Genomic DNA, 17899 nt, shown 5'->3' with positions numbered 1-17899 from the left:
AACTGTTACAGTAACTTTTTATCAATTCCTGAAAGCTACTAAGATTTTAAGAAAAATAAGCAACAACCAAGTATGATAATAACAAGAATGGTCAGCGTATCCTTTCGAGTCCATTTCAATTGTCGATATTGACTTCTGCCTTTTCCACCCTGATAACCACGCGCTTCCATTGCGATAGCCAAGGAATCCGCACGTTTTAAACTTGTCGCAAAAAGAGGAATCAAAATGGGAATCATAGCCTTCACCTTTTGAACAATACTTCCTTCTCCAAAATCCACTCCACGCGCTTTCTGTGCATTCATAATCCGCGTCGTATCATCCATCAAGGTTGGGACAAAACGCAAACTCATAGACAGCATCAATCCAATTTCATGAACTGGAACTTTCATACTCTTTAAAGGTGCTAATAGAGCTTCGACAGCTGATGCCAAACTTAAGGGCATGGTCGTTAAGGTTAACAAAGTTGAAAAGAAAATAATCAATACAAAGCGACAAAAGATAATTCCAGCTTGTTGCAAAGCATAATCCGTAATTCTCACAAACGAAAACTCAAATAAAACATTCCCATTAGAAATGAAAAACAGTTGAAAAATAGTTGTGAAGGCAATCAAGAAAAACATAGACTTCAAGCCCTGAATAAAAAATGAAAGAGATACTCCTGACAAAGCAATAAATATCCCTGTCGCTATAAAAAGAATTAGATTCGTCAAGGGATTATTAGCCCAAAAAACGATCAAAATCAGTAGCATCATAGCCAGTAATTTGCTGCGTGGATCCAATCGGTGAACTATCGAATCCCCTGGGATATAACGCCCCAAAATCATACTATCCATTTAGCGACTCCTTGAACTCCTCTATCTTAATCGGTAATCGTTTAAATGACACGCCTCTATCAGCCAATCGTTTACAAAAGGATGTAATTTTAGGTACTCCCAACTGCACTTCTTCCATAAAGACAACATCTTGAAAGACATCACTTGGTTTACCAAACTTAACTAAACGTCCCTTTTCCATCACATATACCTGGTTCGCATATTCAGCAACATCATCCATCAAATGCGTTACTAAGACAATGGTCATCCCTGACTGGTGGAGTTTTTTGAATAAATTCATCAGCTCTTTTCTTCCCAGGGGATCTAGGCCTGCTGTGGGCTCATCTAAGACTAATATGGCTGGTTCCATGGCAAGTATGCCTGCAATGGCCACACGTCTCATTTGTCCACCTGATAGCTCAAACGGACTGCGATCAAAAAGTGATTCATCAATTCCAACCAGAGCCAGTTTCTCACGCGCAATCTGCTCCGCATCTTCTTCAGAAACTCCAAAATTTTGCGGTCCAAAAGCAACATCTTTCAAAACCGTTTCTTCAAAGATCTGATTTTCAGCAAACTGAAATACCAAGCCAACCTGTTTTCTAATTTGACGAATATCTTTGTTTTTAGAAGTCGAGGTGATGAAGGTATCAAAAACCCGCACACTCCCTTGACTTGGAACCAATAAACCATTTAAAAGTTGTAAAATAGTTGATTTGCCACTACCTGTGTGGCCAATTAAAGCCGTATAAGAACCATCTTCAATCGTCAAAGAAACATCTGACAAAGCTGTTGAAGCTAAGGGAGTCCCTTCTTGATACGTAAAACTCACATTTTCTAGAGTAATTCCCATAGCTTATCCTCTAGCTCGCTTTCTGTCAAATAATTTTCAGGCAAATCATAGCCATTCTGGCTCAAAGAATGTTTTAATTGATTGGCAAAAGGATCATCTAATCCAATTTGATCTAAATCATTTCGAGAGAAAAGTTCCCTTGGACTACTAGTTGATTCAATTTCCCCTTTTTTCATGACTAATACACGATCACTCATGGCAACTTCTTCCAAATCATGTGTGATGGAAATGACCGTCATATCATAGTCTTTCCGAATTCCTTTTACTGTCTCAATCAGTTCTCTACGTCCCTCAGGATCCAACATGCTCGTTGCTTCATCTAGTATTAAAATAGCTGGTCTTAGGGCTACAACACCTGCAATGGCCACACGTTGCTTTTGACCACCTGACAGACGAGCTGGCTCTCTCTTTTTAAAGTCCAACATGCCAACCAAATCCAAAGCTTCTTCCACTCTTTTTTTCATTTCTTGTCGAGAAAGTCCCTGATTTTCCAAACCAAAGGCAACATCATCTTCAACAGTCGCTCCAACAAATTGATTATCTGGATTTTGAAAAACCATACCGATTTGACGACGTATATTCCAAACATTTCCCTCAGTCAACCGTTGGCCATCAATTACAATCTCTCCAGATTCTGCTTCCAGTAAACCATCAATTAATCGAACCGTCGTTGATTTACCACTACCATTATGCCCTACAATCGAAAGCCATTCTCCACGTTTCACGTGAAACGTAATATCCTTCACATCGTAGTATTCCTGATTTTCCTTATAACGAAAAGAAAGATTTTTTACATCAATTATTGATTTCATTTCGAACCAAATGTCCCTTTAAATACATAGGCACTACCCTTGAAATAATCATAGCCAGAGTAGATAGTGAAAAACAAGGCTACATAAAGTAGAACTTGGCCAATCAAAGTCCAGTGTAATAGCAAGAAAATAATGGCAAACATCTGACTGAAAGTTTTAATTTTTCCAGGCATTGCTGCTGCTAAAACCGTCCCACCAGTTTCAACCAATAAAAGCCTTAAACCTGTCACAGCCAACTCACGACAGATAATCACTGCAACAATCCAAGCCGGAGCCATTCCTAACTCAATCAACATAATAAAAGCCGACATAACTAGTAACTTATCCGCCATGGGATCTGCAAATTTACCAAAATTACTGACCACATTCCATTTACGAGCTAAATATCCATCTAAATAATCAGTAATACTGGCAATAGCAAAGATAATAGCTGCTACTATATGACTCTCTATCGAATTTCCTACCGTTAAAATAAAGATAAAAATAGGTATAAAGAGAATTCGACCTATTGTTAAGAGATTTGGAATTTGTTCTTTTTTCATTCGTTTTTCCTTAATTTTTAGTAAAGGTTACAGTGATTTGTCCAGTCTGAGCTGTTAATTTCGATAAATCAACAGTCTGATTATCTACTGTTAAATCAACACCTTTGACAACACCTAAAGTAATGGTCACAGGATTTTTTGTTGAAACTGTTGTTTCCGCACTTTTATTATCCGGTGATAAGGTCACACCACCCTCAAGCTCACTTTCTGAAACACTAACCCAACTTCTAGCATCTGAAACCGATAATTGCAATTTTGCAGTTTCCTTACTTGTTTTATAAGCGATTTCTACATAATTTCCTTCACCTGATACACTTATAACTGGTTCAATATTCGAAGAGCTACTTGATGAACTACTACTTGAGGATGAAGTTACAGAACTAGTTGAGCTTGTTGCTTGGACTACACTATAACTAGACGCAGATGAACGCTCAGGTTGAGTCTGGAGATAATTCCAAACATAATAGGTCACAAAAATGACAATCAATAATGCAAAGAGTATAAAATAAAATAAAGGTAAAAATGATGCCTTATTTTTCTTACTTGAACGTCTCCTACCTGTCAACTCGTCTTCATCAACATCTACTTCTTCATAAGTAATCATGCTCCCAGAATCATAAGCATCCAAGACAATTCGCTCATCTAGCTCAACTGCCCACGCATACTTTCTCAGAAAAGAACGAGTATAAAATGGACTAGGAAGTTGATCAAAATCATCAGCTTCCATCGCTTCCAACATATCCAACTGAATTTCTGTTTTTTTGTGTAATTCTTCTAAAGTCAACCCTTGGTTGGTTCTAGCTAAACGTAAAACCTCACCAATTGTTTTTTTCCTCATACTTGTCATTCCTTCTTTCTAGTATCGATTATGATAGGTTACTACGATGGGAATATTGTAAAATCAACTATATCACCATCATCTATTAAATGATGTCCAGCATCAAGGACATCCTCCAAAGTAATTTCCTGTAAAATTTTCGGAAAATCAAAAATTGTCTCACCATTTTCAAAAGCATCATATTGCGTTGCAATAAATTCAAGAGAGTTCATGCTACTGAAAAATTCTCCAAACATCTCTCTTTTAATAATATCTAAATGATCTTCTGTAATATCCAAATCCTTTGTAAAATTACGAATAGCCTTCCTAAACTGATGAGATAAAGCAACTGGCTCTTTTGTATCCATTGTCAACATAACAAAATGAAAACGACTTGTTACTTCAACTTCCAAAGATAAGGATGCATCAATTTTACCTGATTCATATAATTTCTGAAAACGATCCGAAGTCCAACCAAACATCATTGCAAACAATAATTTTAATAAAATATGATGTCGATAGCAATGCGCTTCAGACACTTCTCGCTTACCTCTAATCCCAATCGCTAATTTAGGAGAAGATACTTCCATTCTCATACTGTCTGTTTGCTTTACATCTTTTAAAACAAACTTTTCTCTTGCTACTTCCTGAACATCTAACTCTTCCAGTTCTTTTCTTTCAAAATAGTCCTGTACTTGATCCACATCAAAATTGCCAACTAAAAACAGAGACATGTTTACAGGTTTGTAAAACCTTGTGAAATTTTCTTGCAAATTAGTTAGATTAATTTGGGAAATGGACTCCTCACTTCCAACTATATCAGTTGCTAAAGGTGTACCAGGATACAAATTCGCTAAAGTTGAAAAGAATAAACACGAATCTGGATCATCTTGATACATTTCTCGTTCTTGCTGAATAATATCCTGCTCTCTTAAAATGGAATCTTCAGTAAAATGTGCTGATGTCACCAATTCATCAAGTAAATCTACATTCTCTAAGAGATAATCCGTTGCTGAAAAAAGATAGTTTGTTTTTGTAAAGCTTGTAAAGGCATTGCTATCCGCACCTAGACTCGTAAAAGCTGACATCAAATCGCTAGCATCTTCTCTCTCAAATAATTTATGTTCAAGAAAATGAGCAATTCCTCCAGGATATTCTTTTACATCTCCGTCAACTTCTGTGACAAGCGTATCTACCGAACCAAACTGTACAGTTACACTCCCGTAAACCTCTTTAAATTCCTTTTTAGGTAAAAGAGCAACTGTCAAGCCATTTGACAAACGAGTTCGATAAACCATTTCTTTTACAGCTGGATAGTATTTTTCTTCAAAAACAACCTTTGTCATTCTATTCCTTCCATAAAGTAAATCGCTTGTAGTTTCACATTATTAGCTGCTCTACAAATAGCATCTTTGTCAACTTGCTCGAGTTTTGCAATCCAACCTTTAAAGTCTGCTGAAGATTTTCCAAATAAGGCATTTTGATAAGCACGTTCAATCAATGAACTTTGATTATCTTGAGAAAGTAATAAAGACCGACGAATCATTTCCTTGGTTTGCTCTAGCTCAAGTTCTGTAAAATAACCTTTTTTTAAATCAAGCAGTTGATTATTCATCATTTTACGAGCCTGATTCCGATTTTCTCGATCAATGCCAGCATACATCCTCAAGAATCCACTAAACAAATCGAGCTGACTTGAAATAGTATAAGCCAATCCAGCATTTTCACGGACATTTGTAAATAGTTTAGAGTGAGCAAATCCACCAAGTAAACCATTCATTACAATCATGGGTAAATGTTGCTCATCACCATATTCAGAAGGGCAATGATATCCTAATTCCAAAATGGATTGTCCCACATTTTTCCGAATCATACCCTCTTGCAGAATATTGGAATAAGGTTGACAATACTGAACCTTCACATCTCCTTCTCGACCTTTAAAACCAAATGATTCTAATACATTTTGAATTTCAATCTCATTAAAATCACCTAAGAAAAAGAAATCTATTCGATCATTGGCTAAAGATTCTTTGAAACAAGAATAAGAATTTTGTGGAGTTTCAGCTAAAATACGATTTCGTAAATCACTATATTCCAATTGAAGACGTTCATCATGAAAAAATAATTTATCCAATTCTTTATGTGCAAAATAAAAAGAATCATCCATATCAGCTGCTAAACTTGCTAACAATTGTTTTTTCTCAATTTCAAATAAGTCCGAATCAAACCCATTATCAACTACTACGGGGGAAAAAAGAGTTTCTTTTAAAAGTTCCAAAACCTGAGAAGTTAACACATTTTTCCTACTTAAAAACTCATCACGAACATAGGTAAATGTCAATTCTACAATGTGACTTTGCCCTCTTCTGAAACAATTGGTTGATATATCTGTACCGTATAGACTGGCCAAATGTTTTCTCAAATCTTGAGAAGTGGGATACATCTGATTAGCAGTCTCTAGCATACTCGCACTCAACATGCGACCTGCAATCGTATCGAGGGATAATGGAGCGGTAAAACGCACGGCAATTTTGTTCGTTTTAAACTTTTTTGATTGGATAAAATGTGTTGAAATTCCATGCACTAACTCCATGATTTACCTCCTTATATACAGACTTCTATTATATCACGAAAACCTGAAATTTTCTTGTTCTCTGTAACACTTTTGAAATAAAAATCGCTTACATTACTCCTTGTTTCTCTCACTATTTTTAGGAAAATATGGTATAATACCAAAGATTGAGGTGAATTATGGAATACAAATTATTTGAAGAATTTATTACCCTCCAAGCACTACTCAAAGAACTTGGAATTACACATAGCGGAGGAGCTATCAAATCATTTCTCTCTGAACATTCTGTTTACTTTAATGGGGAATTAGAGAATCGTCGCGGTAAAAAACTTCGTATTGGCGATAAAATTGACATCCCTGACATGGATATTGACATCTTGTTGACACAACCGACTTTTGAAGAACAAGATGAATACCAAGCTGATAAAGTTGAAAAAGAACGAATCGCTAAACTTGTCAAGGAGATGAATAAGGGAGTAAAAAAAGACAACTCTAAACCTACTTCATCACCAAAAAGCAAACAAGCTCCACGATTTCCTGGTAGATAATCATGTGGCTACAACACCTATCTCTCAAAACTTTTCGTAACTACAAAGAGACGAAAATAGACTTTAATCCTAAATTAAATATCTTTTTGGGACGCAATGCACAAGGAAAAACAAATATGCTAGAGGCTATCTATTTTTTAGCCTTAACGCGTAGTCATCGAACTCGAACAGATAAAAATCTCATTCATTTTGATGAGGAACAACTTCATCTTTCAGGTCTCGTTCAGAAAAAAACTGGATCCATTCCCCTAGAAATAGAACTAACACAAAAAGGCCGTGTGACAAAAGTTAATCATTTAAAACAGGCACGACTTTCAGATTATGTCGGACACATGAATGTTGTCTTATTTGCTCCTGAAGATTTACAACTAATTAAAGGAGCACCTTCGGTTCGACGAAAATTTATTGATATGGAGCTTGGACAAATTAAGCCAATCTATTTATCAGATTTAACCAATTATAACCACATCCTAAAGCAAAGAAACACTTACCTAAAATCAGCTCAAAAAATAGATGAAACCTTCCTTTCAGTCTTAGATGATCAGCTAGTTGATTATGGATGTCGTGTAATGAATCACCGCTTAGATTTCATAAAAAAACTAGAATCATTTGGTCGTAAGAAACATTTTGAACTCTCTAATCAGATTGAAGAGTTGTCAATATCCTATCAATCTTCTGTCAATATAACTGACAAAGAAGACTTATCAGAATCTTTCAAAATTGCTTTAGAAAAAAGTAGATCCAGAGATTTATTTAAAAAGAATACTGGTGTCGGTCCTCATCGAGATGACATTTCTTTTTATATAAATGGGATGGACGCTAGTTTCGGAAGTCAAGGCCAACATCGTAGTCTCGTCCTATCTATAAAATTAGCAGAAATCGAATTAATGGAAAGTATTACTACAGAATCTCCAATATTACTGCTTGACGATGTTATGAGCGAACTTGACAACACTAGACAACTAAAACTATTAGAAACGATTTCACATTCAATACAAACCTTTATCACAACAACCAGCTTAGATCATCTTCAAAATCTGCCAGAAAATCTAAGCATCTTCACTATTCAGGATGGTAAAGTTACTGTAAAAGAAGGTTGACAACATTGTAAAAGAACTCCTGTTTTCACGGGAGTTCTTTTCAGTGTTTTTACATAGAATAATTTGGTGCCTCATTAGTAATTTGTACATCATGAGGATGGCTTTCTTTCAAACCAGCACCAGACATTTCAATAAATTGAGCATTATCGTGTAGTTCTTTAAGGTTAGCTGCACCACAGTAACCCATACCAGAACGAATACCACCAATCATTTGGAAGACAATATCAGCTGCTGCTCCTTTATAAGCAACACGACCTTCAATTCCTTCTGGAACGAGTTTGTTTGCTTCATTGACAGAACCTTGGAAGTAACGATCGCTTGAGCCTTTCTTCATAGCAGCGATTGAACCCATACCACGGTAAGTCTTGAATTTACGTCCTTGGAAGATTTCAGTTTCTCCTGGAGCTTCATCAGTTCCAGCAAACATAGATCCAAGCATAACAGCATTTCCACCAGCCGCAAGAGCTTTTACAATATCTCCAGAATACTTGATTCCACCGTCAGCAATGATCGTTTTACCATATTCACGCGCAACAGCTGCAGCATCATAGATAGCTGTTACTTGCGGAACACCAACACCTGCAATCACACGAGTAGTACAGATAGAACCTGGGCCAATACCAACCTTGACAACGTCTACACCTGCTTCATAAAGAGCACGTGCACCTTCAGCAGTAGCAATATTTCCAGCAATCAAAGTACGATCTGGGAAATGAGCACGAATCTCAGCAATTTTACGCAAGACACCTGCTGAATGACCATGCGCAGTATCGATAACAATTGCATCTGCTCCTGCCTCAAAAAGAGCCTCTGCACGTTCAAATGTATCTGAAGTAACACCTACTGCACCAGCAACCAGAAGACGACCAAACTCATCTTTAGCTGCATTTGGAAACTCTATAACTTTTTCAATATCTTTGATAGTAATCAAGCCAGAAAGACGACCTTCTTCATCTACCAAGGGAAGTTTTTCAATACGGTGTTCTTGAAGAATGCTTTCAGCCGTTGCAAGATCTGTACCCACAGGAGCAGTCACAAGATTTTCACTAGTCATATGATTTGAAATTGGTTGGTTATAATCTGAAATAAAACGAAGATCTCGATTTGTCAAAATACCAACTAATTTACGATTTTCAAGTGTTTCAACAACTGGAACACCACTGATACGGTAACGTCCCATAAGCTCATCAGCTTCAGCAATTGTATGTTCAGGCGTCAAGAAGAACGGATCAATAATAACTCCATTTTCAGAACGTTTTACCTTGCGAACCTCGTCTGCTTGTTGAGCAATTGACATGTTTTTATGGATAACTCCGAGACCACCTGCACGAGCAATGGCAATAGCCATTTGACTCTCTGTTACTGTGTCCATGGCAGCGGTAATAATTGGGATATTTAAAGTCAAATTATCTGCCAATTTAGTTGTTAAATCTGCATCATTAGGCAATACATGACTTTCAGCTGGAATAAGCAATACATCATCGAAGGTAAAACCTTTTTTCAAAAATTTAGTGTCCCAATTAGACATTCGAAGTTTCCTCTTTTCTTTCTTTTTGAGCTTGACTCTTTTTATATTGTATCTATCATACCATTCTATAAAAATTTGTCAAATGTTACAGGGGTAAATAAAAAACTATCTTTTCTTCCTGATAGAAATGATAGTTTCTTGTAAAATAAACTTAGTTAGAGTAATGAAGTCCCATTGCTCCTTTAACCTCAGATAGGGTTTGACCCGCAACTTCACGCGCTCTTTCACTACCTTTTTGAAGCATGTTATAAACTTCTCCCATATCCTTAGCAAATTCGATACGGCGCTCACGAATAGGACCAAGTTCACGCTCTAATATTTCAAGTAGATAACGCTTAGTCTTCACATCACCAAGACCACCTCGTTGATAATGTTCTTTCATATCAGCAATTTCTTTAACATCTTCTGGACGACCAAAAACATCTAGATAATGGAAGACCATATTTCCCTCAATTTTACCTGGATCTTCCACTCGAATATGATCTGGATCTGTATACATACTCATTACTTTTTTACGCAAAGTATCCGCATCATCAGCTAAATAAATACCATTATTGAGTGATTTAGACATTTTAGCATTTCCATCTAAACCAGGCAAACGCCCTGCTCTCTCATTTTCTGGATAAATACCTTCCGGCTCTACCAAGACATCACAGTTATATGCATTGTTAAAAGAACGAACAATTTCACGAGTTTGTTCAATCATTGGTTTCTGATCTGTCCCAACAGGAACATAATTAGCCTTAAAAGCTGTAATGTCAGCTGCTTGAGCTATTGGGTAAACTAAGAAGCCTGTCGGAATACTTTCTCCAAATCCTTTTTGAGCAATCTCTGTCTTGACAGTTGGATTTCGCTCCAAACGTGCTAATGAAACTAGATTCATATAATACATGGATAGTTCAGCCAACTCTGGAATCTGACTTTGAATAAAGATAGTTGATTTACTTGGATCCAATCCAACTGCAAGATAATCCAAAGCAACATTTCCGATAGACTCTACAATTGTTTGAGGATCCTTGGCATGATCTGTCAAAGCTTGTTGGTCAGCCAAGAACACAAACATATCATACTTATCCTCTTCCTGTAACAATACTCGATTTTTGAGACTGCCAACATAATGTCCAATATGCAATTTTCCTGTTGGACGGTCTCCTGTTAAAATAATGGGTTTAGTCATTTTATTCTCCTTCGATATGGTCCCTTCAATTATAGCATTTTTTTAATAAAATAACCGTAATTTATCAAAATAAATCAGTCTTGCCATTTACGGATTTGTGTAAAGAATACTGTAAATATAGTTTACACAAAATTGACAAATAAAAATTTGAATATTTCTGTATTTTCTAGTAGAATAAATATATTACACATATAGGAGAAAAATATTGCTTACAGTATCTGATGTTTCACTACGTTTTAGTGATCGCAAACTTTTTGATGATGTCAATATCAAATTTACAGAAGGAAATACTTACGGATTAATCGGTGCTAATGGTGCCGGAAAATCAACCTTTTTAAAAATTTTAGCTGGAGATATCGAACCTACTACTGGTCATATCTCTCTTGGTCCAGATGAACGTCTCTCTGTTCTTCGTCAAAATCACTTTGACTATGAAGATGAACGTGCCATTGATGTCGTTATTATGGGAAATGAAAAACTTTATAGCATCATGAAGGAGAAAGATGCTATCTACATGAAGGAAGATTTCTCAGATGAGGATGGCGTCCGTGCTGCCGAACTCGAAGGAGAGTTTGCCGAGCTTGGAGGTTGGGAAGCAGAGAGTGAAGCCTCTCAACTACTTCAAAACCTAAACATTCCAGAAGAATTTCACTATCAAAACATGAGCGAATTGGCCAACGGTGAAAAAGTAAAAGTTCTCCTAGCCAAAGCACTTTTTGGTAAACCAGATGTTCTTCTTTTGGACGAGCCAACCAACGGTTTGGATATCCAATCGATTACTTGGTTAGAAGACTTCTTGATTGATTTTGATAACACCGTTATCGTAGTATCCCACGACCGTCACTTCTTGAACAAAGTATGTACTCACATGGCCGACCTTGACTTTGGAAAAATCAAACTCTATGTCGGAAACTATGACTTCTGGAAGGAATCTTCTGAACTCGCTGCTAAATTGCTAGCAGACCGTAATGCCAAAGCAGAAGAAAAAATTAAGCAATTGCAAGAATTCGTTGCTCGTTTCTCTGCCAATGCTTCTAAATCAAGGCAAGCAACATCACGTAAGAAAATGCTTGATAAAATTGAACTTGAAGAAATTGTACCATCTAGTCGTAAATATCCATTTATCAACTTTAAAGCGGAACGTGAAATCGGTAATGATCTCTTGACAGTAGAAAATCTATCTGTAAAGATTGATGGTGAGACTATTTTAGATAATATCAGCTTTATCTTACGTCCAGGTGATAAGACAGCGCTAATTGGACAAAATGACATCCAAACGACTGCATTAATTCGTGCAATCATGGGGGACATTGACTATGAAGGAACTGTCAAGTGGGGAGTAACTACTAGCCGTTCTTACTTGCCAAAAGATAACTCGGCAGATTTTGCAGGAGGAGAGTCAATCCTTGACTGGTTGCGTCAATTCGCAAGTAAAGAAGAAGATGACAATACTTTCCTACGTGGCTTCCTCGGCCGTATGCTCTTCTCTGGAGATGAAGTTAACAAACCTGTAAACGTCTTGTCAGGGGGAGAAAAAGTGCGTGTCATGCTTTCAAAACTCATGCTCTTGAAATCAAATGTCCTTGTACTTGATGATCCAACCAATCACTTGGACTTGGAATCTATCTCAAGCTTGAACGATGGATTGAAAAACTTCAAAGAATCAATCATCTTTGCCAGCCATGACCACGAGTTTATTCAAACTCTAGCTAACCATATCATTGTCTTGTCCAAAAATGGCGTCATTGACCGTATCGATGAAACCTATGATGAATTCCTAGAGAATGCAGAAGTACAAGCAAAAGTTAAAGAACTTTGGAAAGACTAAAATTTTCAAAACTCAGTTGGGTTAACCAGCTGAGTTTTCTAACATTTTATGAGGTAACATGAAATTATTTTTTAAAACATATTGGACCTATTTTGTTTCTTTCATCATTCCCGTAATCATTATGATAGGAGTATATCTATCTCAAGGTATCTACTGGAATAGCGATACATCTCCACTATTAGGAGATGGCTTTCATCAATACGTTATTTTTGATGTAGCTTTACGAAATATCCTACATGGAAATAGTAGTCTGTTTTACACCTTTACAAGTGGCCTCGGATTAAATTTCTATGCCCTATCTAGTTATTACTTAGGAAGTTTCCTTTCACCTCTAGTTTACTTTTTTAATCTGTCGAATATGCCAGATGCTGTCTATCTGACAACTCTCTTAAAATTTGGATTGATTGGACTGTCAACTTACTTTAGTTTAAATAAATTATTTCAATCGATTCCCAAGCCTTTAAAACTAGCTCTATCTACTTCCTATGCTCTGATGAGTTTCACTGTCAGTCAATTAGAGATAAAAACCTGGCTAGATGTTTTTATCTTGATTCCTTTAATTATAACTGGTTTACATCTACTTATCACTGAAAAGAAATTCCTATTGTACTTTACAAGTCTGTCAATCTTGTTTATTCAAAACTATTATTTTGGATATATGACAGCATTGTTTCTTATTTTCTGGTATCTCTGCCAAATTTCTTGGGACTTTAAAAATCGAAAATCATCTTTTCTTGATTTTATGGTTACTTCCTTTTTAGCAGGAATGACCAGTTTGATTATGACTCTTCCTACTCTATTTGATTTACAGACACATGGGGAAAAATTGACAGAAGTTACAAAGTTTCAAACTGAAAGTAGCTGGTATCTTGATCTCTTTGCTAAGCAATTCATCGGTTCCTTTGATACAACAAAGTATGGGGCTATCCCAATGATTTTTGTTGGATTGTTTCCTTTTATTTTAACCATTCTATTTTTCACAATAAAATCCATAAAGTTTCACGTGAAACTTATCTATGGAATTTTCTTTACTTTTTTAATAACAAGCTTTTACATAGAGGCCCTTGATTTATTTTGGCAGGGGATGCATACCCCTAATATGTTTTTGCATCGCTATGCTTGGATTTTCTCTACCTTGTTAATTTACACAGCAGCAGAAGTCTTAAATCGTCTGAAAGAAATTAAAGTCTGGAATTTTTTAGCTTCGCTTTTTCTTGTTGTAACAGGATTTTTAGCTACCATCTATCTAAAATCGCATTATTCTTTTTTAACAGATTTGAATATTCTACTTACTCTTGAATTTTTAGTTGTCTATTCTCTTTTACTCCTTGCAGTTATCAAAAAGTTTATCTCTGTAAATCTATTTGCTATTCTAATTTCTTTATTTATAATGGTTGAAATGAGCTTAAATGCTTCATCTCAAATGGACGGAATTGCTAAGGAATGGGGATTTGCTTCTCGAAGTGCTTATAATCGAGATATCCCAGCTATGGAATCTTTTTCAACATATATTGGAAATCAATTTACTCGTACTGAAAAACTAGAAACTCAGACAGGAAATGACAGTATGAAATTCAACTACAATGGAATCTCTCAATTTTCTTCTGTTCGAAATCGTTCAGCAAGCTCTACTTTGGATAAGCTTGGGTTTAAATCCTCTGGGACCAATCTCAATCTCCGTTATGCCAATAATAGCATTTTGTCTGATAGTTTATTTGGTATCCAATACAATATCTCAGAAAATCCTATTGATAAGTATGGTTTCCAAGATGTATATCAAAAAGATAATCTTACACTATACGAAAATCAATTCTCTCTTCCGATTGCCTTTGCTAGTCAATCTGTTTACAATGATGTCAAGTTCAATGAACACACTTTGGATAATCAGGCCTCGTTTTTAAATCAACTTGCTAACGTCGATTTTGATTATTTTTCTCCAATCCCTTATGAAAAAACAGAAAATACTGATGATTTGATCAGTGTTACAAGTTCTTCAAATGAGGATGCAACAATCCAGTATCAAATTGAAGTACCAGAAAACAGCCAAGTTTATTTTTCTTTCACAAATCTTCACTTTTCTAATGACAAACAAAAGAAGGTTGACATCCTTGTAAATGGAGAAAAGAAAACTTTTACAACTGATAATGTCTTCTCCTTCTTTAATCTAGGCTATACAAAAGAGAAAAAAACTTTCAATATCAATGTTAGTTTCCCTGGAAATTCACAAGTATCATTTGAATCTCCTACCTTCTACCGTTTAGATACCCAAACTTTAACTGAGGCAATTCAAAAAATTAAAGAACAACCAGTAACGGTATCGACTTCTAAAAATAAGGTTTTTGCTACATATGATGTCCAACAAGATACGTCTATTTTCTTCACCATTCCTTATGACAAAGGTTGGTCTGCCTACCAAGATGGTAAGAAAATAGAAATTAAACAAGCTCAAACTGGCTTTATGAAAGTTGACGTTCCTAAGGGGAAAGGAACTATTACACTTTCCTTTATTCCTAATGGGTTTATTACTGGAGCAATCTGTTCCTTTACTTCTCTCTTACTATTTGGAATCTATAATCACAAACGAAAGTCATCTAAGATATAAAAAATCGACCAGTTAACCGGTCGATTTTTTAATCTTCTTCCATTTTCTTAGGTTGATAGGCTAGCATACCTAAACCGGTAAATAGGGCTAATATCACAACAAGGAAAATGACTTGATGATGAATATTTCCTGTCATAGAGATTGTTTGTCGTAATCCAGAAACTGAATAACTCATTGGTAACCAAGGATTAATAGCTCTAAAGAAATCATTTGTCAAGGCAAGTGGATAAGTACCTGCACTTGATGCTAACTGTAATAAAAGCAAAATAAGAGAAAAGAAAGCTCCTATACGGCTATTCCATGTTGTTAAAGCGGTCACCATGGACATGAATACTAAACTTGTTAGGATAATGAGAATAAGTGTTCTCATCTCATGATTTGCAGTTAGACCAATAAGATGGACTCCTCCATATACTAAAATCCCTGCTAAAACAGCTATAATACCATTTATTTCAGCCCGAGATTTCAACCAAGCCCAACGGCTCTCTGGATGACGTCCTGAAGGCAGCTTCGCAAAAATCATATTCGTTGATATTGCTGCAACAAAGAGAGCAACTGATATCATATAAGGAGCCATTGCAATTCCATTTACAGGAACTTGATCATTGTCTGTTTTGGAAAGACTGAGAGGATTTGACAAAATCTCTGCATTTTGAGATTCCGTAGATGCTGATTTGAGTTGTTCACTAGCATTACTTAGTCCTTGTCCTAAAGAAGCAACTCCTGTCTGTAAACCTTCCAATCCAGAAGTTAACTTTGTTCCACCTCCTGCTAGTTTCCCAGCTCCATCTGCCAATTTATTAGCTCCACTTTCTAATTGAGAAGCACCTGAAATTAACTGACTGGATTTGTCAGCGAGTTGGCTAGAGCCTGACTGCAATTTATCAACTCCTGCTATCAATTCTTGACTCTTTTGATTCAATTGACTGGAGCCAGTTGATAATTTTTCAATACCAGACACTAATTCTGGAGTTTTTTCAACTAATTGACCAATTCCTGCTGTCAAGTTAGAAGATTTTTGTGTCAAGGTAGTTGAGCCTGAAACTAATTGGTTCAAACTACCTGTCAAGGTGTAATTCTTTTCACTTAGTTGACTTGCGCCTTGAGAAACTTTATCAACACCTGCAGTATATGCATTTACACCCGATGTAATCGACTGACTAGCAGGAACTAATTTACTCGTCACTGCTCCCTGTATTTCTGCTAATCCACTTGACAATCCTGTCAAAGAAGTAGAAGCAATAGGTAATACTTGATTAGCTTGATTTTTTAATGTCGAAAGATTTGAAGATTGATTTTGTAAGTTTTCTAAACTTCCCTGTAAACCTTGTACTAAAGCTATAATTGACTGAGCCGATTGAATACTATCAGTCGAACTTTGAGATACAGAAGCGCTTATCTCAGCTTGTTGCTCACTTGTCAATGATTGATAAGCTGCTGTCGATTGAATATTAGCTAATGTAGTCTCTTTATCAGACTGAGCACTTGCTAACATTTGATTAGAAAGAGATACTATACTTGATAAAACAGAATCTAATTGTTTTGTATCACCAACATCAATATTTTGAATAGCTTGATTTAACTGATTCAGACCAGAAGATAATTGATTAATTTGATTTTTTTGCTCAGACGAAGCCTCTAACTTGCTAGAAAGTTGTTGAATTCCTTCACTTAATTGCTCCACACCCATTCGAAGTGTAGCTGATTGATTAGATAACTGATTAGCACCTGTTGCAAGATTTCCCACTCCATTGGTGTAGGCACTAACACCAGATGAAAATTGATTAAGACCAGCATTGAGCTTAGAAACACCGCCAGTATAAGATTCTACACCAGTATATAATTGATTAATTCCCCTCACTAATTCAGGGCTTTTAGAAGATAATTGACCTAACCCACTATCTAATTGACTCACTGCACCAGTATATGTAACTAAACCACTATTAAAATTCCCTAAGCCAAGATGAAGTTGTTCAACACCAGAGACATAAGAGGATAATCCTTTAGTAAACTGCTCCGTTCCATTTGAAAATGTTAAACTTGAATCTGCTAAAGAGTGTAGGTTAGTAGTTAATGTTTGACTTCCTGCCACTAACTGATTCGCTCCATCAGTTAGTTTTTCACTACCAGACGCTGCTTGACTCATCCCATCCTTTAAATCGATCATTTTGTTGAATAAAGCTTTAGTATAAGTCTCGGTTACATTGGTAGAAACATTCTGCTTTAATTGTGTCATTGCAGAATCACTCATCTTGCTAGCAATAAAACTATGGCCACTTGAAGTCTGATAATCGATTTTCATTTGCTCTGGATGGTTCGTTAAAATAGAAGCTGCTTTTTCAGATAAATCACTTGGTAAAGTCACTACCATATAGTAATCGCCATCTTCTAAGCCCTTCTTACCTTCCTCGTCATCTACAAAATGAAAATCCAATGTTTTATTTTCTTTTAAATTGGACACCATGTCTTTTCCTATAGACATGCTATTACCATTATAGGAAGCCTCTTTATCATTATTGACAACTGCCACAGGTAAATCAGACAATTGCCCATATGGATCCCACATTGAGGACAAAAATATGACATTGTACAGAGCTGGAATAAGAGAAATCCCTATCATGACAATAATAAAGGTTGGTTTTTTAAAAATTGCTTTCCATTCTTTAAACATAGTTTCTCCTTTTTTAAACATATTGTCTAAAATTTTG

The 17899-nt window shown here is 36.0% G+C and carries 14 protein-coding genes; 4 read left to right on the top strand and 10 right to left on the bottom strand.

Features of this window, described 5'->3' with window-relative positions; translation table 11 throughout:
- Positions 1 to 38: 38 nt before the first annotated feature.
- Genes D7D54_RS06055 through yfmF form a run of 7 tightly spaced genes read right to left on the bottom strand, consistent with a single transcriptional unit; the run spans position 39 to position 6429 of the window.
- The gene (locus D7D54_RS06055) at positions 39 to 833 is read right to left on the bottom strand and encodes an energy-coupling factor transporter transmembrane component T family protein (protein ID WP_000377896.1); all 795 of its coding nucleotides are present in this window, start codon (positions 831 to 833) and stop codon (positions 39 to 41) included.
- Positions 826 to 1665 carry an energy-coupling factor transporter ATPase gene (locus tag D7D54_RS06050; protein WP_120719053.1) on the bottom strand — a complete coding sequence of 280 codons (840 nt, stop codon included), beginning with the start codon at positions 1663 to 1665 and terminating at the stop codon, positions 826 to 828. Before D7D54_RS06050 ends, D7D54_RS06055 begins: the two co-directional genes overlap by 8 nt.
- Positions 1650 to 2477 (bottom strand): energy-coupling factor ABC transporter ATP-binding protein, encoded by an 828-nt coding sequence (locus D7D54_RS06045; protein WP_033682518.1) that lies wholly within the window; start codon positions 2475 to 2477, stop codon positions 1650 to 1652. The genes D7D54_RS06050 and D7D54_RS06045 overlap by 16 nt, the downstream gene beginning before the upstream one ends.
- Positions 2474 to 3019: a CDP-diacylglycerol--glycerol-3-phosphate 3-phosphatidyltransferase gene (gene pgsA, locus D7D54_RS06040; RefSeq protein ID WP_020900979.1), complete on the bottom strand. Its 546-nt coding sequence runs from the start codon at positions 3017 to 3019 to the stop codon at positions 2474 to 2476. The genes D7D54_RS06045 and pgsA overlap by 4 nt, the downstream gene beginning before the upstream one ends.
- 10 nt (positions 3020 to 3029) lie before the next feature.
- On the bottom strand, positions 3030 to 3857 hold the full coding sequence (gene rodZ / locus D7D54_RS06035) for a cytoskeleton protein RodZ (RefSeq protein WP_033682519.1): 828 nt from the start codon (positions 3855 to 3857) through the stop codon (positions 3030 to 3032).
- A 41-nt stretch (positions 3858 to 3898) separates the two neighbouring features.
- Positions 3899 to 5182, bottom strand: coding sequence for an EF-P 5-aminopentanol modification-associated protein YfmH (gene yfmH / locus D7D54_RS06030; protein ID WP_120719052.1), 1284 nt, complete (start codon positions 5180 to 5182; stop codon positions 3899 to 3901).
- Positions 5179 to 6429: an EF-P 5-aminopentanol modification-associated protein YfmF gene (gene yfmF / locus D7D54_RS06025; protein ID WP_120719051.1), complete on the bottom strand. Its 1251-nt coding sequence runs from the start codon at positions 6427 to 6429 to the stop codon at positions 5179 to 5181. Before yfmF ends, yfmH begins: the two co-directional genes overlap by 4 nt.
- 158 nt (positions 6430 to 6587) lie before the next feature.
- On the opposite strand from yfmF, the gene yaaA reads away from it, so the two are divergent.
- Together yaaA and recF are read left to right on the top strand one after the other, a co-directional pair.
- Positions 6588 to 6956, top strand: coding sequence for a S4 domain-containing protein YaaA (gene yaaA / locus D7D54_RS06020; protein WP_120719050.1), 369 nt, complete (start codon positions 6588 to 6590; stop codon positions 6954 to 6956).
- Between the two features lie 2 nt (positions 6957 to 6958).
- A complete protein-coding gene (gene recF / locus D7D54_RS06015) occupies positions 6959 to 8056 on the top strand; it encodes a DNA replication/repair protein RecF (RefSeq protein ID WP_120719049.1) in 1098 nt (365 codons plus the stop codon).
- A 49-nt stretch (positions 8057 to 8105) separates the two neighbouring features.
- On the opposite strand, the gene guaB is transcribed toward recF, so the two are convergent.
- Both guaB and trpS read right to left on the bottom strand, forming a co-directional pair.
- Complete coding sequence (gene guaB / locus D7D54_RS06010; protein WP_000073418.1) at positions 8106 to 9584, bottom strand: IMP dehydrogenase; 1479 nt, start codon at positions 9582 to 9584, stop codon at positions 8106 to 8108.
- A 151-nt stretch (positions 9585 to 9735) separates the two neighbouring features.
- Positions 9736 to 10761: a tryptophan--tRNA ligase gene (gene trpS / locus D7D54_RS06005; protein ID WP_120719048.1), complete on the bottom strand. Its 1026-nt coding sequence runs from the start codon at positions 10759 to 10761 to the stop codon at positions 9736 to 9738.
- Positions 10762 to 10966: 205 nt separating this feature from the next.
- On the opposite strand from trpS, the gene D7D54_RS06000 reads away from it, so the two are divergent.
- Positions 10967 to 12589, top strand: coding sequence for an ATP-binding cassette domain-containing protein (locus D7D54_RS06000; protein ID WP_120719047.1), 1623 nt, complete (start codon positions 10967 to 10969; stop codon positions 12587 to 12589).
- 58 nt (positions 12590 to 12647) lie between these two features.
- Complete coding sequence (locus D7D54_RS05995; RefSeq protein WP_120719046.1) at positions 12648 to 15191, top strand: YfhO family protein; 2544 nt, start codon at positions 12648 to 12650, stop codon at positions 15189 to 15191.
- Between the two features lie 28 nt (positions 15192 to 15219).
- Here D7D54_RS05995 and D7D54_RS05990 read toward each other — a convergent pair whose 3' ends face one another.
- Positions 15220 to 17862, bottom strand: coding sequence for a YhgE/Pip domain-containing protein (locus tag D7D54_RS05990; protein ID WP_120719045.1), 2643 nt, complete (start codon positions 17860 to 17862; stop codon positions 15220 to 15222).
- Positions 17863 to 17899 lie beyond the last annotated feature (37 nt).

This window comes from Streptococcus chosunensis, from assembly GCF_003626515.1.
GTDB lineage: Bacteria > Bacillota > Bacilli > Lactobacillales > Streptococcaceae > Streptococcus > Streptococcus chosunensis.
The sequence above is the reverse complement of the archived record's forward strand: the minus strand, read 5'-3'. Positions and strand labels throughout refer to the sequence as shown.

What these genes read in the sequence shown, in the direction of transcription:
- D7D54_RS06045 (WP_033682518.1), bottom strand. Translation starts at nt 2,477, where the DNA reads ATGAAATCAATAATTGATGTAAAAAATCTTTCTTTTCGTTATAAGGAA.
- yfmH (WP_120719052.1), bottom strand. Translation starts at nt 5,182, where the DNA reads ATGACAAAGGTTGTTTTTGAAGAAAAATACTATCCAGCTGTAAAAGAA.
- D7D54_RS05995 (WP_120719046.1), top strand. Translation starts at nt 12,648, where the DNA reads ATGAAATTATTTTTTAAAACATATTGGACCTATTTTGTTTCTTTCATC.
- pgsA (WP_020900979.1), bottom strand. Translation starts at nt 3,019, where the DNA reads ATGAAAAAAGAACAAATTCCAAATCTCTTAACAATAGGTCGAATTCTC.
- D7D54_RS05990 (WP_120719045.1), bottom strand. Translation starts at nt 17,862, where the DNA reads ATGTTTAAAGAATGGAAAGCAATTTTTAAAAAACCAACCTTTATTATT.
- rodZ (WP_033682519.1), bottom strand. Translation starts at nt 3,857, where the DNA reads ATGAGGAAAAAAACAATTGGTGAGGTTTTACGTTTAGCTAGAACCAAC.
- D7D54_RS06055 (WP_000377896.1), bottom strand. Translation starts at nt 833, where the DNA reads ATGGATAGTATGATTTTGGGGCGTTATATCCCAGGGGATTCGATAGTT.
- yfmF (WP_120719051.1), bottom strand. Translation starts at nt 6,429, where the DNA reads ATGGAGTTAGTGCATGGAATTTCAACACATTTTATCCAATCAAAAAAG.
- recF (WP_120719049.1), top strand. Translation starts at nt 6,959, where the DNA reads ATGTGGCTACAACACCTATCTCTCAAAACTTTTCGTAACTACAAAGAG.
- yaaA (WP_120719050.1), top strand. Translation starts at nt 6,588, where the DNA reads ATGGAATACAAATTATTTGAAGAATTTATTACCCTCCAAGCACTACTC.
- guaB (WP_000073418.1), bottom strand. Translation starts at nt 9,584, where the DNA reads ATGTCTAATTGGGACACTAAATTTTTGAAAAAAGGTTTTACCTTCGAT.
- D7D54_RS06050 (WP_120719053.1), bottom strand. Translation starts at nt 1,665, where the DNA reads ATGGGAATTACTCTAGAAAATGTGAGTTTTACGTATCAAGAAGGGACT.
- trpS (WP_120719048.1), bottom strand. Translation starts at nt 10,761, where the DNA reads ATGACTAAACCCATTATTTTAACAGGAGACCGTCCAACAGGAAAATTG.